The 25,681-nt window shown below is 41.4% G+C and carries 22 protein-coding genes and 1 tRNA gene; 12 read left to right on the forward strand and 11 right to left on the reverse strand.

The annotated features are described in order from the left end of the window. Nucleotides 1-53 precede the first annotated feature (53 nt). The 11 genes from QY309_11010 to QY309_11060 form a co-directional block, all read right to left on the reverse strand. On the reverse strand, nt 54-518 hold the full coding sequence (locus tag QY309_11010; GenBank protein WKZ58399.1) for a biopolymer transporter ExbD: 465 nt from the start codon (nt 516-518) through the stop codon (nt 54-56). A 1-nt stretch (nt 519) separates the two neighbouring features. Beyond that, nucleotides 520-1,107 (reverse strand): biopolymer transporter ExbD, encoded by a 588-nt coding sequence (locus QY309_11015; protein ID WKZ58400.1) that lies wholly within the window; start codon nt 1,105-1,107, stop codon nt 520-522. After that, a complete protein-coding gene (locus QY309_11020; protein ID WKZ58401.1) occupies nt 1,107-1,481 on the reverse strand; it encodes a hypothetical protein in 375 nt (124 codons plus the stop codon). Before QY309_11020 ends, QY309_11015 begins: the two co-directional genes overlap by 1 nt. 6 nt (nt 1,482-1,487) lie before the next feature. Then, nucleotides 1,488-2,291, reverse strand: coding sequence for a MotA/TolQ/ExbB proton channel family protein (locus tag QY309_11025; GenBank protein WKZ58402.1), 804 nt, complete (start codon nt 2,289-2,291; stop codon nt 1,488-1,490). Nucleotides 2,292-2,725: 434 nt separating this feature from the next. Beyond that, nucleotides 2,726-2,812 (reverse strand) — tRNA-Ser (locus QY309_11030). Between the two features lie 550 nt (nt 2,813-3,362). Next, nucleotides 3,363-4,427: an asparaginase gene (locus QY309_11035; GenBank protein WKZ58403.1), complete on the reverse strand. Its 1,065-nt coding sequence runs from the start codon at nt 4,425-4,427 to the stop codon at nt 3,363-3,365. Then, a complete protein-coding gene (locus QY309_11040) occupies nt 4,417-5,196 on the reverse strand; it encodes a TatD family hydrolase (GenBank protein ID WKZ58404.1) in 780 nt (259 codons plus the stop codon). The genes QY309_11035 and QY309_11040 overlap by 11 nt, the downstream gene beginning before the upstream one ends. Then, nucleotides 5,193-6,248, reverse strand: coding sequence for a glycosyltransferase (locus tag QY309_11045; GenBank protein ID WKZ58405.1), 1,056 nt, complete (start codon nt 6,246-6,248; stop codon nt 5,193-5,195). The genes QY309_11040 and QY309_11045 overlap by 4 nt, the downstream gene beginning before the upstream one ends. Then, entirely contained in the window at nt 6,245-6,898 is a 654-nt protein-coding gene (locus QY309_11050) for a polysaccharide deacetylase family protein (protein ID WKZ58406.1), read from the reverse strand. Before QY309_11050 ends, QY309_11045 begins: the two co-directional genes overlap by 4 nt. A 13-nt stretch (nt 6,899-6,911) precedes the next feature. Further along, complete coding sequence (locus QY309_11055) at nt 6,912-8,126, reverse strand: PP2C family protein-serine/threonine phosphatase (protein ID WKZ58407.1); 1,215 nt, start codon at nt 8,124-8,126, stop codon at nt 6,912-6,914. 37 nt (nt 8,127-8,163) lie between these two features. Further along, nucleotides 8,164-9,285, reverse strand: a complete 1,122-nt coding sequence (locus tag QY309_11060) for a glycosyltransferase (GenBank protein ID WKZ58408.1) — start codon at nt 9,283-9,285, stop codon at nt 8,164-8,166. Between the two features lie 74 nt (nt 9,286-9,359). Between QY309_11060 and ruvC the strand changes: the two genes are divergently transcribed. From ruvC to QY309_11120, 12 genes are all read left to right on the forward strand, one after another. Then, nucleotides 9,360-9,926: a crossover junction endodeoxyribonuclease RuvC gene (ruvC, locus tag QY309_11065; GenBank protein ID WKZ61698.1), complete on the forward strand. Its 567-nt coding sequence runs from the start codon at nt 9,360-9,362 to the stop codon at nt 9,924-9,926. Between the two features lie 4 nt (nt 9,927-9,930). Continuing rightward, the gene (locus QY309_11070) at nt 9,931-11,424 is read left to right on the forward strand and encodes an oligosaccharide flippase family protein (GenBank protein WKZ58409.1); all 1,494 of its coding nucleotides are present in this window, start codon (nt 9,931-9,933) and stop codon (nt 11,422-11,424) included. A gap of 42 nt (nt 11,425-11,466) precedes the next feature. Continuing rightward, on the forward strand, nt 11,467-13,893 hold the full coding sequence (locus tag QY309_11075) for a YfhO family protein (GenBank protein WKZ58410.1): 2,427 nt from the start codon (nt 11,467-11,469) through the stop codon (nt 13,891-13,893). Next, nucleotides 13,890-15,209: a glycosyltransferase gene (locus tag QY309_11080; GenBank protein ID WKZ58411.1), complete on the forward strand. Its 1,320-nt coding sequence runs from the start codon at nt 13,890-13,892 to the stop codon at nt 15,207-15,209. Before QY309_11075 ends, QY309_11080 begins: the two co-directional genes overlap by 4 nt. After that, nucleotides 15,196-16,587: a hypothetical protein gene (locus tag QY309_11085; protein WKZ58412.1), complete on the forward strand. Its 1,392-nt coding sequence runs from the start codon at nt 15,196-15,198 to the stop codon at nt 16,585-16,587. Before QY309_11080 ends, QY309_11085 begins: the two co-directional genes overlap by 14 nt. Before the next feature lie 15 nt (nt 16,588-16,602). Continuing rightward, nucleotides 16,603-17,286, forward strand: coding sequence for a hypothetical protein (locus tag QY309_11090; protein WKZ58413.1), 684 nt, complete (start codon nt 16,603-16,605; stop codon nt 17,284-17,286). After that, nucleotides 17,279-18,355: a polysaccharide pyruvyl transferase family protein gene (locus QY309_11095; GenBank protein ID WKZ58414.1), complete on the forward strand. Its 1,077-nt coding sequence runs from the start codon at nt 17,279-17,281 to the stop codon at nt 18,353-18,355. The genes QY309_11090 and QY309_11095 overlap by 8 nt, the downstream gene beginning before the upstream one ends. Then, complete coding sequence (locus QY309_11100) at nt 18,352-19,353, forward strand: N-acetylneuraminate synthase family protein (protein WKZ58415.1); 1,002 nt, start codon at nt 18,352-18,354, stop codon at nt 19,351-19,353. The genes QY309_11095 and QY309_11100 overlap by 4 nt, the downstream gene beginning before the upstream one ends. 1 nt (nt 19,354) lies before the next feature. After that, nucleotides 19,355-20,359 carry a hypothetical protein gene (locus tag QY309_11105; GenBank protein WKZ58416.1) on the forward strand — a complete coding sequence of 335 codons (1,005 nt, stop codon included), beginning with the start codon at nt 19,355-19,357 and terminating at the stop codon, nt 20,357-20,359. A 381-nt stretch (nt 20,360-20,740) separates the two neighbouring features. Next, nucleotides 20,741-23,611, forward strand: a complete 2,871-nt coding sequence (locus QY309_11110; GenBank protein ID WKZ58417.1) for a two-component regulator propeller domain-containing protein — start codon at nt 20,741-20,743, stop codon at nt 23,609-23,611. Continuing rightward, nucleotides 23,608-24,207, forward strand: coding sequence for a response regulator transcription factor (locus QY309_11115; protein ID WKZ58418.1), 600 nt, complete (start codon nt 23,608-23,610; stop codon nt 24,205-24,207). Before QY309_11110 ends, QY309_11115 begins: the two co-directional genes overlap by 4 nt. Before the next feature lie 207 nt (nt 24,208-24,414). Further along, nucleotides 24,415-25,650, forward strand: coding sequence for a gliding motility-associated C-terminal domain-containing protein (locus tag QY309_11120; protein WKZ58419.1), 1,236 nt, complete (start codon nt 24,415-24,417; stop codon nt 25,648-25,650). Nucleotides 25,651-25,681: the final 31 nt, after the last annotated feature.

A 25,681-nucleotide genomic window follows, 5' to 3' on the forward strand; every position in this document is an offset into this window, starting at 1 on the left:
AAAACCCCATTCTTCGCTATGAATGGGGTTTTAACTTCTATGAAAAAACAAAATTAGTTTTCAACACGCTTTTGCAGGGTGGAATAAAGCAACAGGCGGGCGTTCGCCTTTCTCAGTTCCGTTTCAACGTCTGCGATGATGCCTCGCTTTGCATCAACGTCAACTTTCATGGAAACAGTCATCTGATCGCGCTCAAATTCCTGAAGTTTGGCTTTCTCCTGGTTAACCCACTGGATTACATCTTTGGGCTCAATGAATACATCGTTAACCTGGATTTTGGGTTCTTTACCAAACTCTTCAGTCTTTTTAGGCTCCCCAATGTACATGTAAGCCACCAACGATTTACGCGCCAGTTTCTTCAACATGGTTGCCTCAGGAAGCTGTTGCTTCACATTAATGCTGGTTTCCCGCATCTGTGTGGTTACCATGAAAAAGAAAAGCAACATGAACACCACATCTGGCATTGATGAAGTGGGAATGTCCTGCTTAACGTTCGCCTTTTTCTTAAACTTCGACATATTAATTTCCTCCTGCTTTAGTAGGTTCTGCAATTGATAAGTTCATTGGGTATTCAGGGGTTCCGTCAGGGCGTTTACCTCTTCCAATGTCATACAATCTCCTGTTTTCCGGATCCATAAGATCAGAAGATAACTCAAGCCAACGTTTCACTGAAACCCCTGCATTATCAGCGTAAATTTGATAATAGGCTTGTTGTGCCGCATCCAGAATTTCAATGAATTTTTTATGGCTAGTACCCCGGTCAGTCTTATAGGAAACAATTGCCTTCTCAGGGCTATCTGATGAATTCGGGTCAGCTCCATTATTTAAAACAAACTCCCGAATCATCTCTGATAAATCCTCAGGTGTACCTGTAAAAGGATTTCCTTCTACCAGCACATTATCAAATGAGTTTACCTGTATTTTGAACAGATTCCGCTCCTGAATTTTAATATCCATATCCGGAGGCAAAGCTTCGGGTGGTGGCGGAAGTTGGATTTGCAATCCACGGTCATTGGCAACTGTTGTGGTTACAAGAAAGAATACCAGCAACAGGAAGGCAATGTCTGCCATGGAAGCATTCGGAATATCGGGTGTAGCTCTTGGCATTATTTTAACGCTTTATTGATTTCAGAATAGATCAGTCCTACAACAGCAATCACGGCTGTCAGGTAGAACATGATCAAACCTGCTCCTACAAGTTTTGACGTATTCTCGGTAATACCTTTAGCTACCTGGTCGGCATTTAATTCCGAGCCAGCTAAACCATACGATATCCCAAACAATACAATCATACCCACAACAAAAATAAGCCCTTTCTTAAGTGCGCCTGGTGAGTTACCAGCATTCATAAGGGGCAATACTATGGCCGCAACAAGTGCAATGCCCAGTAATGCATACGATGTATACAATCCCGCATCAACCGAGAAAATGGCTAACACTGACAGTACAATCGCAGCAAGTACAACTATAAATCCTTTCATGATCAATTATTTTTGAGAAACTAACTTGTGCTTAACCAGAATATCCACCAATGAAATAGAAGCATCTTCCATTTCATTTACCAGTGAATCAATCTTAGACACCAGGTAGTTATAAAATACTTGTAGCACCATACCTACGATAAGACCACCAACGGTTGTTGTCAAGGCCACTTTCATACCTTGTGCAACGATGTTAGGAGAAATATCACCGGCAGCTTCAATATCAGCAAATGCCTGCACCATACCCACAACCGTTCCGAAGAAACCAAGCATGGGACCAAGCGCAATGAACAATGAAATCCAGATAAGACCTTTTTCAAGTTTACCCATTTCAACGCCACCATAAGAAACGATAGATTTTTCAACCATGTCTACGCCTTCAGAGTAGCGCAACAGACCTTGTGTGAAGATAGAGGCAACCGGGCCACGTGTATTACGGGTAACTTCGAGCGCTGCATTAACACCACCTTTTGCCAGTGAGTCTTCAATCTGACCGAGCAACTTACGGGTATTCGTAGTGGCCAGGTTTAGGGTAATAATTCTTTCGATAGAGAATGCAAGACCTAAGATCAAACAGATAAGTACCGGGGTCATGAATGTCACATCACCTTCGATAAACTTATTTTTAAGAACCTGGTGCATGGATTCGTCTTCAACAGCAGCTTCAGTTTCAACCGCAGCAGGCTGAACAGCTTCTGTTTGAGGCTCAGGGGTAGGTTCTGCAGCTGTAGTATCAGTTGCTCCCTGAGCGAAAAGAGTAGAGGTCGCCAGTACCCCTAAGAATGCAAGAATAGCGAGTTGTTTTTTCATAGTTTCAGGTTTAAAATACTATTTGGAAAGGCCAAAATTAAACGTTTTGTCGATTTATCGATATTTTTTAAAAAATTTTTATGCTGGCGGCAAAAACCTCTATCGATTTAGGTGAATAATGGTTTTTGCCAAATAAAGTCACGGCCCTGACCTGTTAATATTGTCAACCCTAACTAATTGAAAACCACCTAAAATGAAAAATCCCGTTCGACACGGGATCATTTGATGCGGAGAGAGAGGGATTCTCCCGAGGGTCCAAAGAACTCCTGTGGAGGATGCCTGCGGCAGAACCTCGATACCGTTTCCGGTAACGAGAGAAAATGATCGTTAAAAAAGATATGCGGAGAGAGGGATTCTCCCGAAAGGGATGCCTTCGGCAGAACCATCGATACCGTCTCCGGTAACGAGAGAAAATGATCGTTAAAAAAGATATGCGGAGAGAGAGGGATTCGAACCCTCGATACCGTTTCCGGTATACACACTTTCCAGGCGTGCTCCTTCAACCACTCGGACACCTCTCCGGCTGAAATGGGATGCAAATAAATTAAGAAAATATACCCTTTCCAAGCCGAAGAACTCCTCGGTGATGCACAAAGGGTTGCCAAAGGTAGATCAGTGATTCTCTTTACTAGTCTAACTCGCTAAATAATTCCTTGTTCTTTTAAATAACGATAACCATCTATTGATTTAAAAAATCGCTCACGTACAACCGCCTCACTTCGTGAATTAAACGCTTCAGTGTAATGAACTACCCATGGGCGTCTGCCCTTCGTGTACTTGACTTTACCGAGATTATGGTCTTTCAAACGTTTCGCAACATCACTCGTAGACCCATAGTAGTACGTACCGTGAGAAAGGCTTTTCAGGATATAAGCATAATAAACAGGCATCATGCTTTAGTTTTGAGAATATAGAGAATGAGAAGTACTCTCTATACTGATTCCGGTATACACACTTTCCAGGCATGCTCCTTCTCCAAAGGAGTCCTTCGGACAACCACTCGGACACCTCTCCAGCTGAAATGGAACGCAAATAAATCAAGAAAATACAGGCTTTCCAAGCTGTCATAAATCAGGACGAAAGTTCGCCCGCCAGGTTTTGCTCAACCAATCTTTTACAGGTCTCCATATCATAAGTCCCCAACAGCACCATGAGCTTAGACAGCGCTGCTTCGGTGGTCATATCTCCTCCACTTAAAACCCCAGCCTTCATCAGCTCCTTGCTGGTTTCATACTTGCCCTGTACCACCATGCCGCCTGGGCATTGTGAGACATTGACTACAATGACGCCTCGTTTAACCGCTTGCTCCAAAGAAGTAATTAACCAAGGGATGGTGGGCGCATTTCCCGAGCCATACGTTTCAAGAATAACAGCCTTTAAGGCAGTATTGCTGAACACCGATTGTACTACCTGCTCGGAAATACCCGGGAATAATTTCAGAATGGCGATTGATGAATCCAGTTTGGTATGAAGCACCAATTCATGTTTATCAATTTTCCTAATGGCACTGTAATTATAGTCAATTTTTACTCCCGCCTTTGCCAATGCCGGATAATTACCCGAATCAAACGCATCGAACTGCATGCTCTCCACTTTCTTTGAACGGTTGCCGCGCAGCAATTCATAATCGAAATAAATGCAAACTTCGGGAACAATTGCATTACCATCTTTCTTTGCCGCTGCAATCTCGAGCGCGGTTATCAAATTTTCGCGCGCATCCGATCGTGGATCGATGATCGGCAACTGTGCTCCGGTAAGAATAACGGGTTTATTCAGCCCCTCCAACATAAAACTCAATGCCGATGCTGTGTACGCCATGGTATCTGTACCGTGTAAGATTACAAAGCCATCATGTGCAGCATATTGCTCATGAATAACTTCTGCCAGTAACTTCCAGTGATCAGGACTAATGTTAGACGAGTCGATTGGTTTCTCAAATGAAAACACAGTAAAGGCCAATCCCAGGTTACGGATGGTGGGCAAATGCTCTACAATAGAAGAAAAATCAAAAGGAATTAAGGCACCTGATGCATCATGAGTCATGCCAAACGTGCCACCAGTATAAATAATGAGCACACGTGCGCGTGCCGTTTCGGGAGATTGGACTCCGCTTACCTGAATTTGCTTAACCTTCATCTGATTTAAAAAGTGCTGCTGCGTTTTGGGATGTGATCCGTTGAAGTTCTTCCAAAGATATATTTTTTAGTTGAGCCACTTTAGCAGCAATAAGCGGAATATAGGCAGGTTCATTTCGCTTGCCGCGATGCGGAACCGGAGCCAGGTACGGACTGTCTGTTTCCAGGACAATTTTTGTAATATCCATTTCCGGTATCACCTCATCCATTCCGCCCTTCTTGAATGTGGCCACCCCACCCAATCCCAAATAAAAACCAAGTTTCGCAATACGCTCTGCATGCTCAACCGTTCCTGTGAAACAATGAAATACTCCGGTTAATTTTCCATCCTGTAATTCTTCTACCAGCTTAATGGTTTGGTCTAAGCTTTCCCGACTGTGAATGACAATCGGAACATTATACTGCTTCGCCCAGTTGGCTTGAATGCGAAAGGCTTCTTGTTGCTGTTCCCAAAATGTTTTATCCCAGTACAGATCAGTTCCCATTTCACCGATTGCCACAAATGACCTTTTTGAAAGCCACGACTCAACTATATAGAGTTCCTTTTCAAAGTCCTTCTTTACCGAGCACGGATGAAGACCCATCATGGCAAAGCAAGTGTCCTTTGTCTTATCCTCAAGCTCAAGCATCCGGTCAATTGACGTGGAGTCGATATTGGGTAGATAAATTTTTTCAACACCTGACTGCTTTGCCCGCGCTAACATATCCGCACGATCGGCATCAAATTCCTCCAGATAAATATGCGCGTGTGTGTCCGTCCAGAAATTCATGATGGCAAATATGAAGCTAAAGCCTGCATCAACCGATCATCATCACTAAAATAGTTTTGGAATCCGGTATAATTTTCAGACTCCCTTAATGCATCGGTCAGTGAAAATGATTTTTGATCCATGAAATACGCTACCTGCATTTCCTTGAACCGTTGCGCCAGGTATTCCTGCTCGGTTTGTCCGGGAGTAGGTACGAAGATGGCTTTCTTTCCAAGCCTGGCTAAATCCATGATGGTGCTGTAACCGGAACGCGACAAAATCATTTTAGAAGCAGCCATTGCTTCACTTAACTTTTCACTATTCAAATGATCCACAACCTCTACACCATCGGCAATCATTTTACGCGCTGTGCCGATTACGCCTTGAACAACCAATGCCTTCTTTCCAGATTTTATTATTTCCCGAATGACCAATTGCTCAAACAGCGTACGTTGCGGTTCTGGGCCTGAGATAATGGCAAGCAAATCGAACGTATTGGTTTGAGGAAATTTATTTAAGCGGGAAAGTGGCCCAATAAATTTTAATTGTTGATTTTCTGTTCGGGATAGTTTCCCGCTCAATATTGATCCAGGAAAGTCAGGCACCCAGCATGCTGAAAATCGTTTGATAAAAATATGCGTCACATAATTGGCCAAAGCAGCGAGCCACCTCCACCCGGCAGGCGCAATGAGTTTGAGTTGATGCGTGATGAAAACAGAAGGTACATCGCGGGAATAGCACCCATATCGGTTATCAGAAATGACAAAATTGATTTGATGTTTCTCAACCAACTTTTCTGTCGCTGAATTTTCTTTCAGTACAGCGCGAAGAAACTTTGGTGCCTGCAAAGCCAACTTAATCATCATAGAACCGGATGCAGGATAGGTTGGCTTATAGCCGGGAAGCTCTTCGGTTTTCAGTTCCGGAAATTCGGTTTTCAATAAAGCGAGTGAAGCACCGGAGCCGGCAAGAATTACTTCGTACCCCGACTCAAGCAATACCTTGATAATGGGAATACACCGGGTAGCATGGCCAAGCCCCCAATCGAGTGGCGCCACCAGTACCCGTTTCATTGTGGAATCACATTAAACGAATATCCCTTTTCCAAAAAATGCTCGATGTAACGCGGCAATACAAATGAAAGATTGCGATCTGCTTTATAACTATCGTGAAAAACAGTTATGGAGCCGTTACGTGTTGCGCCTATCGATCCATTTAAGCATTTGTTTTGTGAAATACGCTGATCATAATCCTGCGTAAGCACATCCCACATAATAATTTTATAGTTCGCTTTCAATGCATTAATCTGCTTTGATGTGATTCGGCCATAAGGAGGACGGAAATAGTTGCAGGTTTCCGGTTGCGGGTTACCGGTAACTGGTAACTGGCATCCGGCAACCATCGCATCACATAAGTTTACATTTTCAATGTATTTATCGATCGGAGTATTCCATCCATTCAAATGATTATAAGTATGATTACCTACAACATGTCCTTCTGCTATAATTCGCTTAAATACATCCGGATGCTTTCGCACGTTATCCCCAATGCAAAAAAAAGTGCCCTTCAGGTTATAACGTTTTAGAACATCCAGCACAAAATCGGTTGGACCGGGTACGGGGCCATCATCAAAGGTGAGGTAAATGGATTTTTTATCCGTTGGAATTCTCCACGTAAGTTTTGGGTACAGCAGCGGAAGAAAAAATGGTGTTCGGTAAACCATAACACAGAACCGGTTAACCTACCCGACAAGAAACCATGGTAATATCATCGTGGTAGCCGTTACGGCCTTTGAAATTATCCAACTCAACGATGATGTCGTTGTGAATGGTGCGCATGTCTTTAACGCGGGTGCTGTCATCATGGAAATATTTCATCAAGCGCTCCATGCCAAACTCCTCCCCTGCTTCGTTGATGGTTTCGGTTAGGCCATCGGTATAACAAAAGAGCCGGAACTGCTCCAGGTCGGTAATGAAACCTTCATTTAAAAATGGAAGCGGGTGCATGGCACCTAGTACAGTTGATCCATCTTCCAGCAACCGGATTCCGTTTTTGCGATCGCATAAAATCGGAGGATTATGGCCGCAGTTTACGTACACCAAAGTTTTCAAGCTGATGTCATAGATGCAGGCGAAAAAGGTGATGAACTTTTCACCCTTTGCATTTTCCAGCACTTGAAAATTCAATGCCTCAATAATATCGCGTAAGTTCGGTGTTTGGCGTAACAACGTGCGTAACGATGCCTGAAAATTCGACATCATAAGTGCAGCCGGTATGCCCTTGCCGCTAACATCGGCTATACAAAGCAAAAATTGGTTTTTATTGATGGGGATGTAATCGTAATAATCACCGCCTATAACATCGTGTGGCAGGTAGCTGGCCTCCACATTTAATAAATCGGTGTTGGGTAATTTTTCAGGAAACAAAAACTGCTGCACATCACTGGCAATTTCAAGTTCCTTGCGGAAGGCCTCTTGCTCCAGTTGCTTTCTGGCCAGCTTTTTATTTTCGATGGCCACAATGATGATGTTGCTCAACGCTTGTAGAAATTTCAGGCCATCATGTGATGACTCGTGTGAATGATCGCCAATAAATACCAACGCCAAGGTATTCTCTTTATGCGCCACCGGCATCACCATGTCAAATTCGCTGAAGGGCGTCTCTTCAAAATCCTGAAGCTTACAAACAGTCTTAACGTCTTTAAAGCAATCCGGCAAACGGGTTTTGGTAAAGGATTGCTGCGTACCAAAGTTCACTTTACAATTCCACACTTCATCCAAAACAAAAAGCGCCAGTTTCCTGATTTTCAGGTTTGAGCGAAGGGTAAAGTTGTAGATTTTATACAGGTATTCCTCTGGCACATTATTGTTTATGGCCTGCGTTACTTCCAGTAACGAGTTGAGTTCCAACTCTTTGATTTCATACTGGCTTTTAAGCGATACCTCCGACATGGGGTTAAAGTTACAGCTAATTCAATTTCTTTCCGTCTTAAATTTTTCTTCCCTTCCATTCCGTCCGTAAAAAATTGGCCGCCAGGCCGAAACCTACAACGTAAAAAGGATAGATGAATTGCAGCAACAAAAAAATCAGGGGATAAAACCTTCCGGTACAAAATCGGAGTATCGGAAAGAGGAAGGCTGCCTCCAACAATAGCTTTCCTATCAACAATGATAATGCAACCGTCCACGACAAGAATTGCAGGCCAGCCAGAACAGGCAATAAAATGGTTAAAGCATGAAAAATGAAAATGAAAAATGCCAGGGCTGACGAGAATCCAATACCATGGGCTTTCCATTTGCCGGCCCACCGGATGCGTTGCTGAAAAAATTCCCTTAGCGAAGTCGCAGCCTTCGCTTCTACTACACCAGTTGGTAAAGGATTAAATTGAACACCCTTCGGGTAACACGCGGCTACTTTTCTAAGTAGAAATTCATCATCACCAGAAGCGATATGCTCGGCCCCCTGATAGCCATTTACCTCTTCGAACACCGACTTCCGAAAAGCAAGGTTGGCTCCGTTGCACATGGTTGGTATGCCCCAACCCAAAGTAGCAACGCCCGTTCCAACGAGCGAAGCAAATTCCACTACCTGAAGTTTACTAAATAAGGAATGATTATCGCGAAGACCAACGGCCCCAACCACGAGTTGAACATCCCGATCAAATGCATCAGTGATTGAAGTTAACCAACCCGATTGAACAATACAGTCGGCATCAGTAGTTACTACTATTTCACCTTTTGCGTGACCAATACCGCGTGTTAGAGCGGCCTTCTTTCCCCGATGTTCAGCAGCCTGATTTAAAAGTGTTAATGAAATCTCCGGATTTTCCTTCGTCCAGACATTCACTACCTCTTCGGTCTTATCTGAAGAGTGATCATTAATTACCACTACCTCAAAATTTTCAGCAGCATAATCCTGCTTCGAAAGGGTGTCTAGCAAACGTGTAATGGTGTCAGCTTCATTACGCGCTGGAATTATGACCGAGATAAAAAGTTTGTCAACCTGCTTATTATTATAGCGTCTGGGTTTTACAGACCTCCACCATCCGATGCACAAAAACATCAACAGCACATAATAGACACCAAAAACCATGACCATAAGCCACCACATACTGCAAGTTGTGATTTTTACGGTATAAACCTTTGCGTTGAAAACAAATTTGCATTGCTCTATATTGTGGCGTGATCAAGGCACCACGTGAAAAGATTATTTTAGGGCTGGATCCCGGAACCAATATTACCGGGTACGGAATCATTTGTGTAACCGGTAACCGAGTTGAACTGGTACAGTACGGCATCATCCGATTAGGAAAAACCGGTGAACAAGCACTCAAGCTGAAAAAGATTTTCGATAAGGTAATTGATCTATTAAAAGAATATCATCCGGATGAAGTGGCGTTGGAAGCTCCCTTCTTTGGCAAGAATGTTCAATCGATGTTAAAACTGGGGCGCGCCCAGGGCGTGGCCATGTCGGCAGCGCTTTCGCGCGAAATACCGATTGTTGAGTATGCGCCCAAAAAAGTAAAGCAATCCGTTACCGGAAACGGAAATGCCTCCAAGGAACAAGTAGCCAAAATGCTGATGCAGGTTTTTCAAATAAAAGAAATTCCTAAACTGCTGGATGCCACCGATGCATTAGCCGTGGCGTTGTGTCATCACTTTCAGCAAGGCAACCTGAAACCAAAATCAAAATCGTGGGAAGGATTTTTAAAGGCCAACCCCAATCGCATCAAACGCATTAGCCGGAGTTAACACCATGGGCATTGTAATCCGACAAAGTTTTTTTACCACCGTAATTTCTTATGCGGGCATTGTGTTGGGTTACATCAATGTGTTATACCTCTACCCACGTTTTCTCGATCTGGAACAGATCGGGTTGCTGCGCACCATTCTCGACTTCGCCATTCTGATGGCCTTCTTTGCGCAGGCGGGCCTTGCCACCTCTATTATCCGGTTCTATCCACGATTTGTTAAAGAACATACTGAGAGTCAAGGATTCATCAACCTGGTGCTCTTAATTACTACCGGCAGTTACCTCATCTTTCTGCTTGTTTACTTTTTATTTGAAGAATACTTCTTAGGTTTTTTTGGTGAGAATGCCGAATTGCTTTCGCAGTACATCCACCTGGCTTTATGGTTAACATTTGTGGTTGCCGTGTCTACCCTAATGGAGTCTTTTGCCAGAACCCAACTCAAGCTTGCGTTTCCGCGACTGGTTAATGAAATAGGTATTCGTTTTTTACAGGGTGTAGTGGTTACACTTTACTTCATCAACGTAATTTCCTTTCCTCAACTGCTGATTGCCTCTGTGCTCATTTACTTGCTTAGCCTCATTATCATTCTTGTTTACCTCGCACGAATCGGCTTGTTCCGATTTTCATTTGCAATTATGCGAATTCCAAAACCGACCCTCAGAGAGTTTGCATTCTTCAGCATCGTAAGCTTAGTGAGCTCCAGTGTGTTTATGATGATTGGGCGGCTGGACAGTTTAATGGTAAGCGCACTCATCGACTTTAAAGCAAATGCAGTTTACACCACGGCCTTTTACATGGCCGCAGCCATTGAAGTACCCCGAAGAGCCATCGCCCAAATAAACAGCACCTTGTTTGCGCGAGCGTTCGAAAAAAATGATTTAACAGAAGTGGAAGAACTTTACAGAAAGACATCCATTAACCAGCTTATTATTGGCGCCCTGCTACTCATCGGGTTGTGGGCCAACCTTCATAACATTTATGCGCTAATGCCAAATGGCGATGCTTATCGCATCGGGTTTAATGTGGTGGTGATTATCGGACTGGCCAAACTAATCGATATGACATTCGGACCCAATTCAGAAATTCTGGCCATGTCGAACTATTATTGGGTAAATAGTCTGGCGCTTATATTCCTTGCTCCCTTGATCATTGCGTTCAACTATTTTTTGATACCCGTTTACGGCATAGATGGCGCAGCATACGGTTCCTGTATTTCCATTTTGATCTTCAACATCATCAAATACACATACATCTACGCAAAGTTTAAGCAACAGCCATTTACCCAAAAAACGATCGTAGTGCTTCTGATCGCAGGGCTGTCCACAGCGTTGGCCTACTACCTGCCCATATTGGAGCATCCCATAGTTGACCTGATCTATCGCTCAACACTCATTACCCTGGTGTTTTCTTCACTGATTCTGCTCACCCGAAGCTCTGACGAGATCAATTCCATCGTTCAACAAGCCTTAATAAAGGTTGGCGTTATTAAGCGATAAAAGGCCTTTTTTTTACTTTTGCTCTTCAATAATTACCAGCTCATGAACTTCGCTACTGTCAAGCAAAAAGCTTTACCTCACCTGCTCGCTACCCTGATATTTATTTTGCTTACGGTGATTTTCTACTCCCCCATTTTCTTTGAGGGAAAAATCCTGAACCAAAATGATGTGAACCAAGGCATTGCCTCCGGTTCGGAGTTGGCGGCCTTTCGTGAAAAAACAGGTGAAGAAGGTCTTTGGACAAACAGCATGTTCAGTGGCATGCCGGCATACCTGATTAGCCTACGCTGGTCGGGATCAGAACCGCTGACCATAATCGAAAAAGTCATTTCATTAGGATTTCCCAACTCAGCAAAAGAAACATTCCTGTCGCTGGTTTGCTTTTACATTTTATTGATCGTGTTTGGTATTCGGCCATCCATTGCCATTGCAGGGGCCATAGCCTACGCCTTTAGTACATACTTTATTGTAAGTATCGAAGCGGGGCACCTTTGGAAGATGCGTGCCATCGCCTACGCCCCGTTGGTATTGGCGGGTGTCCATCTTGCCTATACAAAAAGATTGCTATGGGGATTTGCCGTTACGGCATTGGCACTGGCACTTGAAATAAACAGTAACCACATACAAATCACCTATTACCTCGGACTAATGCTCGTGATTTATGGCATTGTTCAATTAATTTTTGCCGTTCGGGAAAAGGAAATAAAATCTTTTTTTATTTCATCCACTTTACTTGTCGGTGCAGTTGTGCTGGCTATTGGCGCCAACCTGGGTAAATTGTGGTCGACTTACGAGTATGGCAAATATTCCATTCGTGGAAAGTCAGAATTAACCAGCAACACACAAAGCACCGGTGGCCTTGATCGTGACTATGCCTTTGAGTGGAGCAGCGGGGTAGCAGAAAGTTTTACCTTTCTCGTTCCAAATTTTTACGGAGGCGCTTCCGGAAATTACACAGGCCAAAACAGTGACCTGGAAATTGCCCTTCGACAAAACAATGTACCCGAAGCCCAGATTGCGCAATACACCCGCGGACTCCTTGGATACTGGGGCCCGCAGCCTTTTACGAGCGGACCTGTTTACGCAGGCGCGTTGGTGGTATTCTTTTTTGTGTTGGGCATTCTGTATGCCGATAAGCGAAACACTACATGGCTCATTGCAGCAACTGTTTTATCGATCGTACTCTCATGGGGAAAGCATTTTCCCTCGGTGAATTATTTCCTGTTCGATTACCTACCGATGTATAACAAATTTAGAGCAGTTTCCATGGCCGTAGTGATTGCGCTGATGGCCATGCCGTTGTTGGGCTGCCTGGGTCTTGAAAAATTGTTGCAAGAAAAATGGGATAAGAAAAGTCAGAAGAATTTATTTATTGCACTGGGCGTAACCGGAGGGCTCGCTTTGCTAATCGCCATTATCGCTTACATACCGGCACTCGACCTAGGCGATGTTCCGCAGTGGGTAAAGAATGCGGTGGATTCATCGCGCAAATCAATCATTCGCAAAGATGCATTCAGAACCATTTTCTTTGTTGTAGCTGCCGGAGCAGTAGTCTTTTTCTATTTGCGTAAGTCAATCGGTACAGTTGTATTTTCCGGATTACTCATCCTGTTAATGGTCATCGATATTATGGGCGTTGATTATCGCTATGTGCAGGAAGAAAACTACATTAAGAAACGCAGGAATAACTTCTTCACGGAAACACCTGCCGACCAGGTAATCAAACAAGATAAGAGCACTCCATTCCGTGTACTCAATTTTCAAAATCCATTTAATGAGGCACGAACGTCTGCCTTTCACCACTCCATTGGTGGCTATCACGGTGCCAAAATGCGCAGGTACCAGGATTTGATTACACACCACCTTCAGCATGAAATGAACGACATCATGCAGGCCGGCAACATCACGGCCAGCAATGCCAACGTGCTGAACATGCTGAACACCCGATACCTGCTGGCCGGACAAACCGCTGATGCGGTCATCCGCAATCCGCACCATAATGGCAATGCGTGGTTTGTGCAGGAGGTACTTGTAGCCAATAACCCCGATGAAGAAATTCAATTACTCGACTCCATCAACACCAAAACACAAGCTGTGATTGATGTATCAAAATTCAGCAAGCCAGAATTTACATACGATTCCAGTGCATCAATCAGGCTTACAGAATATGCTCCTAACAAACTGGTGTACGAGGCAACCACGGCAACCGATGGGTATGCGGTGTTTTCAGAGATTTATTATCCGGAAGGGTGGAAAGCTTTTATTGACGGCCAGGAAACTTCAATTGATCGTGTAAATTACGTTCTTAGAGCAATAAAAATTCCTGCCGGAAGCCATGCCATTGAATTCAGATTTCAACCTAAATCATACTCCATAGGAAATAAATTCATGCTTGTCGCGAATATTCTTATGTTAGTTGTTATTGCAACAGCAATGTGGAATACATTCCGAAAGGTAATTAAAGGATGAAGCGTGTACTAATCATTACCTATTACTGGCCACCGAGTGGAGGGATTGGTGTGTTGCGATGCCTGAAATTCGCCAAGTACCTGCAGCAATTCGGATGGGAGCCAATTATCTACACCGCTTCCAATCCGCAGTACCCATATATCGACCACTCCAATGACAAGGACATTCCGGAAGGAATTGAAATACTGAAGCACCCAATTTCTGAACCCTTCTCCCTGTTCAAAAAATTTACTGGAAAAAAAAAGGATGAGCCCATCAGCAATCCATTGGTTACAAAAGGAGAAAACAGAGGTGTGATTGAAAAATTGGCCATATGGGTCCGGGCTAACTTTTTTATCCCGGACGCCAGGGCGCTTTGGATTAAGCCATCCGTAAGATTTCTTAGTCAGTACCTGAAAGAAAATCATATTGACGCCATTCTATCGAATGGCCCACCGCATACAAATTCTGTAATTGCATGTCGACTGGCACAACAGTTTTCGATTCCCTGGCTGGCGGATTTTCAAGACCCATGGACACAAGTAGATTATTATTCTCTCTTTCCAATAGGAAAGCGGGCAGACCGTATCCACAAGCGAATGGAACAAGAAGTTTTTAAAACTGCCAACAAGATTACTATTGTAAGCCCTACATGGAAAAGAGATCTGGAGAAAATTGGAGCAAAAGATGTGGACGTGGTTTACTGGGGCTATGATGAGGACGATTTCAAAAATCTAAGCATTCATAGAGAAGATAAGTTTCAGATAGTTCATGCCGGCATTTTGGGTGAAGACAGACATGCAGAAAACTTTTTCATAGCGATAAAGGAACTATGCCATGAACTTCCGGATTTCGAAAAGAAATTACATATTCGATTCTTCGGAATGGTGGACCACTCCATACAAAAGAGTATTCTGCAAAATAACATAGCCCATCTGGCCCAGTTAGAAGGAACAAAACCAAGAAATGAAATATTGTCCATACTGGCATCGGCAGGTTTATTACTTCTACCCCTCAATAAATCTGAAAATATCAATGGCAGAATACCCGGAAAATTATTTGAGTATTTACGAACACAGGTTCCTATTTTATGCATTGGCCCACAAACCAGCGATGTGGCCTCAATTCTTTCACTTACAGGTGCAGGGGAAACGTTTGAATATGAAGATGAAACCGGAATTAAAGACTACATAAAAGTAAATTACGATAGGTATTTACAAGGACTAAAAAGCAGCACCGACATTGAAGCTATCCAACAATTCAATGTGGTCAACCAAACAAAATCAATAGCCAAATTATTGGACAACATATCCACGCGTTCAAATGTCAAAAGTTAAGGTAATAGCATTTTTAGAAAGTGATAAAGGAAGGGACGCAGAAATACTCATCCCAATGGTTTATTATGCGGAGCGGTTTCTGAATTGCGAAATCGCGTTTCATCAAAAGTGGGACATCCAAGCGATCTACAGAAAAAAACCCGATTTGATTCTATTGCCCAATGCCATTGGGTCCAAGTACTACTTTTGGATCTCACGATACGCATACGAGCAGAACATTAAAGTGTTTGCGTTGGTCTCAGAAGGGAATTTTTGGACAAATGGAACTTATAACTTTTTCGGAAACAATACAGATCATAAACTGTATCACGAATATGTTTGCTACTGGTCGCAACGAACCTACAACCATATTCTGGAGCGATTTCCACAATACAAAGACAACATCGTTCTTACTGGTGGAGTTGGCTTTGATCGGTTCCGAATTTATAAATTTCAAGAGAAAAAAGATTTTCTTCAACAGCGCAATCGAACACAATATTCTAAAATAATAGGATATGCGGGCTGGTCATTTGGAAAATTATTCAATCCAAAAACGATTACCGATCATAAATATGTTAGGCCAAACGATCCGAACCGAATCGAATGGATGAAGCAGTTTATGTATAAGGTTGAGGAAACGTTAAAAAAACTAATCGAAAACAACCCTGATACGCTATTTATTTTAAAAAAGCATCCAACAGAATCCATCCCCTCTGACTTAGGAAAAACCATCAACGAGATGGAGAATCTAAAAGCGTACCCTAATGTACTGTATCTGATATATGATGACATTGATGACCTGTTGAACGTTTGCGATATCTGGATGGGATTTGATACTACCACCGCACTTGAATCCTGGTTGATCAAGGAGTCGCCTACGATATTACTTCACCCCCATCAAGACTTCTTCCGCGATGAACTATACAAAGGTTCCATCATCACCCAATCATACGAAGAAACGCAATCCATTATTGATGAATATTACCAAACCGGCCAAGTTAAGGCTCTGACTCGCACTATACTTGATGAAAGAAAACGTATTATTAAAAACACCATTGGCTTTGACGATGGAATGAATCATATACGTACTGGATATTATTTAGAAAAAACGATTCAAAACTTAACAAAACCATCTGAACGAAAATATAAACTCAATTTGAGATATCTGATTATGTATGTATTGGTGATTCTCGGCCGGCCATTCTACAAGCGCACGGTGTTCAGCAAATTACCAAAGTTCAAAAAGACGATCTGGATTTTTGAAAAATGGACCCTTAGCGGAATTAAAGAATTAAAAAAGGAATACTACCCGTATCTTGACGCTTTCTATCAGAGAAACAACCTGCCCGAAAAGATTAAGTCTGGAACCATTTGGTCTGACCTTTTCGGGCGGAAATAATAAAACATCTCATTTATGAGTGGCAGCAGACGATGTGCCATTGTTTTGGCAAGGTATAGTTCTTCACGCTTCCCAGGAAAAGCCTTATACCCGATCCATGGAAAGGCGCTGCTGGAATGGTGCCTCTTTTTCCTAAAAAAATCCAAAGGCTTTGAACCAATTCTTGCCACATCAACCCATCCAACCGATGACCCACTACAACAACTGGCTGAAAACATGGGAATCAGGTGTTTCCGTGGTGATTTAGACGATGTGTACAAACGTGTAGTTGATTGCATCGAATTCTATAAAATTGATACATTTGCGCGAATTAACGGAGACAGCCCCTTTCCTCAAACCTCATTGATTGAAAGTGCTTTTGGGCAATTGGAAATGAGCGACTTGGATTTTGTAACAAATTTGTGCCCAAGGACTTTCCCGTACGGGATTTCAGTTGAAGTCTTTCGAGCAACTACTTTTAGCGCCTATTATCAGAGGCTGGATACACCCGACCAACATGAACACATTACGTCATATTTTTATACACATTCAAATCAATTCAGATTCAAAAACATTACATCCAACATATCAACAAAAGGCGATGTCCGGTTGGTTGTTGACACGAAAGAAGATCTGCCCTTGATTGAAAAAATACTAACTAACCCGGAAATAACTTCTTCACCTGATTTAAAAACTATAATTAGAATACTTAATGATTAATTTATACTGCATTCGTCCGAAAGGTTTTAACATTGGAAACGATGTTATCCATTTAGCATTGGTACATTTCATCAGGGAAGCATTCCAACAACACCTGAATATCATCGACTTACCGGCCACCAGCAAATATGAAAGTCAAAAGAAGGCAGGTTTAAGCTCACAAACTGTCTATGAAGTCAATCAGTTTGGTCATGGTTTGATAATTGGTGGTGGGAATTTGTATGAAAATAATGAATTAGAAATAAACCCAGTAGCACTGAAAGCCCTGAGTGTCCCTCTCATGTTATTCAGCTTATCACGAGGAAAAATATACAATAAGAATTTACAACTTGTTGACCGCACGGACGTCATTCCCGATGACAAATTGAGACTATTAAACGAACGTGCGGACTTTTCCCTCTCCAGAGATATTGCTACCACAAACTACATCTCCTCTTTAGGATGTTCAAATTTGCTTGGTGGATGTCCTACACTATTTCTCAATGAAACACCGCAACACCTGGTACCTATCTCTAAGCAAGATCAAACAGATGCATTGATATCCATCCGAACACCAACGTTAATGAGCATACCCGTTTCACAGCAATATGAAATGAAAGGCCAGATTGAGGGGATTATTGCATTGTTGAAAAGGAAGGGGTACAATCACATAAAAATTCTATGTCATGATCACCGTGATATTCCTTTTGCAGACTCATTCAAAGATGTTGAATTCTTGTTTACAAGTGATGTCTATACATATTTAAGTTATCTAAAAAACACACGGCTCAACATTACCTACAGGCTCCACTCCTTCCTTCCTGCATTAAGCTATGGAATCCCTTGCATCAAAATCAGCTATGACCAAAGAGCCATAAGTATGATGGAAACTGTAGGCCTCGATAAGTGGAATATCAACCTGATAACCGATGATGTGTTACTTGAAGTTGAAAACAGAATCAATTCGTTAGGAAAATTAGATGACCTGAAAGCCGAGTTGAAAGACACAACCTGGGCTAAATTAAGAGACACCATGAGTTCCAACCTTAAACTTTTTGCAAACAAAGTATTGGAAGGTACACATTCATGAATAACAAGGTACACATCATAGCCGAGGCGGGCACCAATCATAACGGAAATGTTGATACCGCCAAAACCTTAGTACGGGTAGCAAAAAATGCTGGGGCAGACTCAGTGAAATTTCAAATTATATACCCGGAAAACCTGTATTTACCTGGTAAGTACAATTATGGACATTACGATATTGAGAAAGTAGTGGCGATGCGAAAAGCATTTATGCTTGCAGATGAGGATTATTCTGGGCTAAGTAATCTTTCAAACGAATTGGGCATCAAATTCAGTGCTTCGGTATTCTGTGAACGCAGCACAGATCTATTGGCTAAACTAAGTCCACCTTACATTAAAATTGCTTCGACCGACCTCAACAACCTGCAACTGATTCGCTATGCAGCAAGCAAAGACATTCCACTAATTATCTCAACAGGCATGTCAACCCTTGCGCAAATTGAAAAGACCGTTTCTACCTTAGAGAATCTCAACGTTAAAAAATTCATTCTTTTACATTGTGTATCTGCTTATCCGGCAGCATTGAAAGACATGAATTTAACGTTCATTGAAACGTTAAGAACAGCCTTCCATTGTGAAGTCGGACTTTCCGATCATACGCAATCCAGTATTGCAGCTTGCATGGCTGTTTCCATGGGGGTATCGTATATAGAGAAACATTTTACACTAGATCCATCCCTGGAAGGTTTTGACCATGCCTACGCGGCTGATCCTGAAACGTTTAAAGCCTACGTAAACGATATTCGTGATGCTGAGCAGGCAATGACATACACCCCGGTCAAAATCAAAAGTGACGAAGCATACGTAAAGAAAAGGGCAAGACGATCGCTATACGCAAGTAAGGATTTGAAAAAAGGACATATTCTTACCGCTTCCGACATACTGATTGTACGCCCCGAAGGACCGCTCAATTCAGAAGATTTTGATCTCATCGTTGGGAAAGAGTTAAAAGAAAGCATTAAACAGTACCAGCCATTCACCTTGCAGGTCGTTAATCTTTAGCATGAAAGTAGCGGTTATTTGCAGCGGATCGTCAAAGACCGGCTTGGGGCATCTCTTCCGGGCACGCAGCTTTGTAAATTATGCCAGGAAAAAGAGTGAAGTAAAAGTTTTCGCTATGGTTGAAAAAGGTTTGGAGACCATTTTTCACGATCATGCTGAAATCACAAGCATTCTCTATCATGAAGAGTCACTGGCTAAAAAAGTACATGCATTTAAACCTGATGTGATTGTTTTTGATCTACTGTTTTTAACGAAATCGATCTTTAAAGAAATCAAAGAAATCGGCTGCTTATTGGTTTCTATTTCCCCGATTTTCGATCGCATGCAGGGAGTTGATATGCTTTTTATACGTTCTAAATATTTTACACCGATTGAGGGAGTGGAGATATATGGGGGATTGGAGTATACAATCGTCAATCAGTATAGTCAAAAAATATCCACGTCCACTTTCAAAAGAAATCTAAAGAAAAAACACCTGCCTGTTGCCATCTCCATGGGCGGAACAGATGCCCCAAACAAAACTTTAAAGGTGATTAAAAAACTATCCACCTTTCCTCAAAGTCTAACTTTATGGGTGGCATTAGGCGAAGGATACGCGCATTCATATACTGAAATTGTTGAATCCATTAAAAAAAGTTATCAACACGAAATCATTCTCGCTAAAGCCAGTAAATCGACTTGGGACATCATGGGTAATGCTGTACTTACCATTCTGGCAGGCGGTTTAACCACTATAGAATCTGTAATTGCGGGGATTCCCTCTATTAATATTTTCGAAAAAGAAGAGCACATTAAGCTTATGCCCAAAGAATTAATTGACCTGGATGTTACCATGAATACAAGTCTTCTTTCAAATGATTCGCTGGATTTCATTTTAGAGAAAGTAAATCACTACTATTTCAATCGGGAAGAATTGCTAACAAAAAGAATAAAGATGGAGGGTCTGATCGATAAGAAAGGACCTGAACGCGTGTTCAATGCTATCAAAACACGCTTGAAGACATAGTTTTTTATTACACCTATCGATTAGAATCATTGTTTAACCGACACTTACAAGTTGCCTGCTTACTGAAATTCAAACCCATTACGCAAAATGGTTGAATCAAAAACTCACCGACTTGACAAAAAAAATGGCCTGCCCATCAGGCAAGCCAACGATCATATCTCTCCAGGCATGAGGCGATCTTTCGGGGGACAGCATTTAAAGTAACAAAATTACCCCGTAATGCTTCTCTGGAAAAATCAATAAAAACCTTAATGATACGCTCAAAAAAATACTCCAAAAGGAGTAGGAGTTTATCCCACTCAGTTGACAATCAAAATCTTACAAGCACTCAAAAAGCAATTTTAAATGAATGTATTACTTTCGTTGGTCTAAATAATTGACATGCGTTACGCTAAGTTTTTGACTTTTCTTGCACTTATCTCACTAAGCTCAACCTGCAACTTATGGTGCCAATCCAAAACCTTCATACAACTAACTACCGATACCGGATTACCGAGTAACGAAATATATGAAGCCTTTCAGGACGATAAGGGCTTTATCTGGTTCGCTACGGACAATGGAATAGTGAAATACGATGGAATTGAAATGCAGGTATTTACTTCACGTGATGGACTTAGTGACCCGGTAGTTTTCAACTTTCAGGAAGATGATGCTGGAAAAATTTGGTTACGTACCTATTCTGGCCGATTAAGTTACATTGATAATGATAAGATCATTCAATACCCGTTTAATGACATAATCGCAGAAAACATACAAAACAGACTAATCAATTTTTATTACTCAGCTTCCAAAAAGGAACTTCATTTTATTGTTAATCATCTGCGAGGCGCGATTGATTCCACCGGAACCCTATCTACAACGCCCATCCCTGTCCGAGCTGGTTTTTACTATTACTCAATAGAAGGAAAGCAAATTTGGAAATTAAATAAATTCAATTCAGATGAAATGGATTTTTATCTGGATAACAAGAAATTTCAATCTACTTTCAGCCAGGCAAATTATTCGTTTAAGGAATATTATGGCGAATCGCGATTAATTACATGGCGCGACAGAATCTATTTTTCAATCCGTAATCACTTGTTCGAGTACCACAACAATGCAGTTAACCTGGTACACGTGGGCAAGGCCCCTATTATTAGCTTAAGCACAGATAATGTCAACACATTATGGGTAGGTTATTTAAACCTGGGGTTTGAACGCTTCAACTCATCTCAGTTCAATAATATTCTGCAGTTGCCTGAACTTGATGCACTTTCTATAACCAGCGTTTTACATGATCAAGATAATGGATTCTGGATAACTACATTGGAGAAGGGAGCTTTTTACTATCCCAATCTTGAAATCAACAATTTTCTAATTTCAGACAATACAAAAATCACTTCTGTTTATAATCGTAAGGACACGGTAGTCATTAGCACACAACAGGGAGATCTGTTTATTTATGATGGGCAAAAAAATAAGCTCCTGCATAGCAAAAAATTTAACTCTCCGGTTCATAACACTTTAATTGATCCCCATCAAACGCAATGGGTGTATGCCGCTTCGTGGATAACCCTGTTCGATAAAAATTTCAAACAAATACGCCAGCATAAGGCGCAAGCTTCCAGTTTCTCAATTGACACAGATGGAGTGTGGACACTTGGCGCTGGCTCACTCAAGAAGTTTAATTGGCAAGGTGATCTGGTTTACACGGATACATTGCCCTACGTGTATCGGGCTATGGCGTTACACGACACAATATTCTATTTAGCGGGCCGAACCGGATTAGAAATCAAAGACAAATCATTTGATTTGAGGGAAACGCTTCCGGAGTTTAATAATTTAAAAATCTCCTCTATCGCATGGATTAACGATTCCATTGGTGTTCTTGCAACAATCGGAAATGGGCTAATCCTTATTAACAAGCAAAATAGACCAATTGCAAATTACAATGCTGAAAACCAATTTATTGCAAACAACATATACGAACTTACTCTTGCCGACTCGGTTCTTTGGCTAGGCACTGAAAAAGGTGCTGTTATGATGACTAAAACATCGCTTATCAATGCAAAACCCAAGTTTTCACAATGGAATAAAAACACCGGGCTTATAGGAGACATCATTCGAAACATAATTGTAACGAGTGAATCCGTCTGGGCATTTTCAGAGAATGGATACTCCATAATTCCAAAGAATCAGTTATACCTAAAAGGAAACACCCCAATCCCTTACATCAAGTCCCTTGAAATTAATGATAGCCTGATTAGCTCCATCAACAAAATTACTCTTCCGCACAATCAGACTAAAATTAATCTTACGCTGGGTTTTCTTTCTTTTCGCAATAAGGATATTAATTTACGTTATCGGTTAAATCGAAACGATCCTTGGGTGCCCTCAAAGAACAAAGCACTTCAGTTTAACTCATTGGCTCCTGGAGCATATGAAATCGAGATTCAATTTACCGATGACAATGTAGTTTGGAATACAATCAATCCGGTAGTCAAGTTTTATGTCGAATCACCCTGGTGGTTAAGGTGGTACTCGATTGTACTAGAGGTGGGCATCATTTTCATAATAGTAATTTTATTTTTCAAACGAAGACTGAGCTTGCAAAAAAAGCAAAATGAACTACTCCAAATGATCAATAAACAACAAACAGAATTAGTTCACGCTGAAGTCGTCATTTCAGAAAAAGAACGTAAACGACTGGCCAAAGAATTGCACGATAGCATTGGCACGCAACTCACTGCCATAAAACTTAATGTTGTCAACATATTGAATAACAGAACCCAGCCTGATGACCTGAAGAAAATTGATGCACACCTGCAACACACAATAGATGAAGTAAGGTCAATGGCTTATTCACTTACACCGCCTGAAATAGAACGGTATGGGCTATTTACCGCGCTTAGTAATCATTTTGATAAGATCACGCAAACATCAGGCATCAGGGTCGACTTCTCCACTTATGGAGCAGATATTCAGGCGAATGAGTTGAGTATTTCAATCTTCCGTATTTTGCAAGAACTAAGCAGTAATACACTAAAACACACAAAAGCAAAAAATATTAAGGTTACAATAAATTCATTCGAGCAAACGGTCAATATTTTATATGAAGACGATGGTGGAGGATTTGATCCGGAAAAGGCAAAAAATGGACTTGGGCTATCCAATATCATCTCACGTGTTGGCGCCATTGGCGGAACCAGCAACTTTGAGTCCACTGCGTTTGGCGTCTCGTATGTGTTTGAATTTCCTAAAAACGAATTATGATCAAAACAATACTTGCTGATGATCATCAACTTTTTACCGATGGACTTGAGCGGTTATTATCGGATACAAAGCAATTCGTTATACTAAAAAAGTTCACCGATCCATACGCCCTGCTTGGTGAAATCTCAATGCTTCAACCACAGTTGATCATTATTGATATCGAGTTTGGATCAATCAGCGGGCTGGACTTGATACCCCGCATCCGATCAATAGACAAGGAAGTCAAAATCGTTATCTTAAGTATGCATCAGGAACATGTATTTTCACAAGAAGCCAGAACACTTGGGGCGAATGGTTATTTTGTCAAAAATGTTGACCATGATCTTCTGATCGAATCCCTTACCCATATATGTAGTGGTGATAATATATTCCCGACCAGCACCAAAAAAAGTCCAACGCGCGATTTACTCCTGTCAGAGCGTGAAATTCAAATTCTAAAATTATTGGCAAATGGCAGCACAAGTGAGGATATTGCCTCTCAACTTCAAATTTCAGGACTGACCGTCAAAACGCATCGTAAAAACATGATGCAAAAGCTAAACGCATCAAATGGCATGGAGTTAATTAAAAAAGCTTTTGAAAAGGGACTACTGTAAATAAAAGTATGACACTTTGTATTCGAAGAAATAAATCAACTCAATTGTACAGACCTTTGCAAACCTCACCAAAAAAGTATTTGTGATAAAGTACCGTACAAAGAGCAGCCGTTGCAAAAGGTAAGCTTAAATAATATATTTACACAGGTCTAAGAATTATGTAATCGAATGAAGTTCTCCTTGCGAACAATTCTAGTTTGCTTCACTGTGTGCATTTTTACACTTACAGCTTTAAAAGCTCAGAATTTCCAACTTATCGGTCTTATAGACAATAAGCTTGTATTAATTGATAGTCTTACCGGGGCATTGCAGGCACAAGCAACAATTGATAATATTTCTTTAGCCGACCATGTCAATCTCACTTACCATTATGAAAAGGACCTTTACTATACAATAATGAGTCCGAATGAAGCGCCTAAGCTGGTTAGCATTACTAAAGAAGGAGATTATCAAATTATTGGAACACTAATGTATAACGGTAATCCAGTTCCACTTTGTGATGCCCTGGCTTATAATCCTGTTCGAAAAAAATTATACGCAGGCGCCAGTTTAAATGGTGGTGTACTACAAAACGATTTCTACACTGAGTCAATCGTTGAAATTGATCCAGATACCGGAGTTTGCAGTCTGATAACAACCATTTCAACCAATTTGCCACTCCCCGACATTGATGTTATGGCCTTTGAGGGTGATGTAATGTATTTCTTCGATGGAGCCCCGCCTGGTGCAAATTTTCTTTACTTCTATAGGCTTGACTTTGCCAACCTAGGTGTAGTATCATTTCCACAGATCATTTACCAAAGTACATACATTGCCATAGAAGATTTTACGGTAACAAGTCAAAATATTTACTTCACAGAAGGAAGAAATCTTCGAAGATTTAATTTGAGCACAGGAACCCTGCACCTTGTAGGAACGACACATACCTTTACCCAATATAATGGGAAATTAATCAGAGGAATTGGGAAGTTATTAACCTGCCCTCCCCCCATTGTTGATCTGGGTAAGGATAGAATAGTGTGTGATACAGAAGAACTTATTCTCGTTGCACCATTTTATAATAATACAAACTATTTATGGAGTACGGGGGCTATCGAGCCAACCGTAACCATAAATCAAACGGGAACTTATTCCATTGAAATCTTCAACGATTGTGGAAGCGCCCAAGACACAGTAAATATTAAATTTTCTATAGGAGGTATACCCTTTATTCCAAATGTATTTACTCCAAATGGAGATTACAAGAACGAATCATTTGAGATAGATGCTGTACTAATGGGGTCTTCTCTCAAAGTATTTAACAGATGGGGAAAGCTCGTTTTTGAGTCTGCGAATTATTTGGGAGACTGGCAAGCTGAAGAAGTTGCTTCTGGTATCTATTATTACACATTACGAGATCATTGTTACAAGGAATACAGAGGATCTATTACTATTATTCATTAGATAGCTTTACTCATCAACTAATTATTCAAAA

Source organism: Cyclobacteriaceae bacterium (assembly GCA_030584025.1).
Lineage (GTDB): Bacteria > Bacteroidota > Bacteroidia > Cytophagales > Cyclobacteriaceae > UBA2336.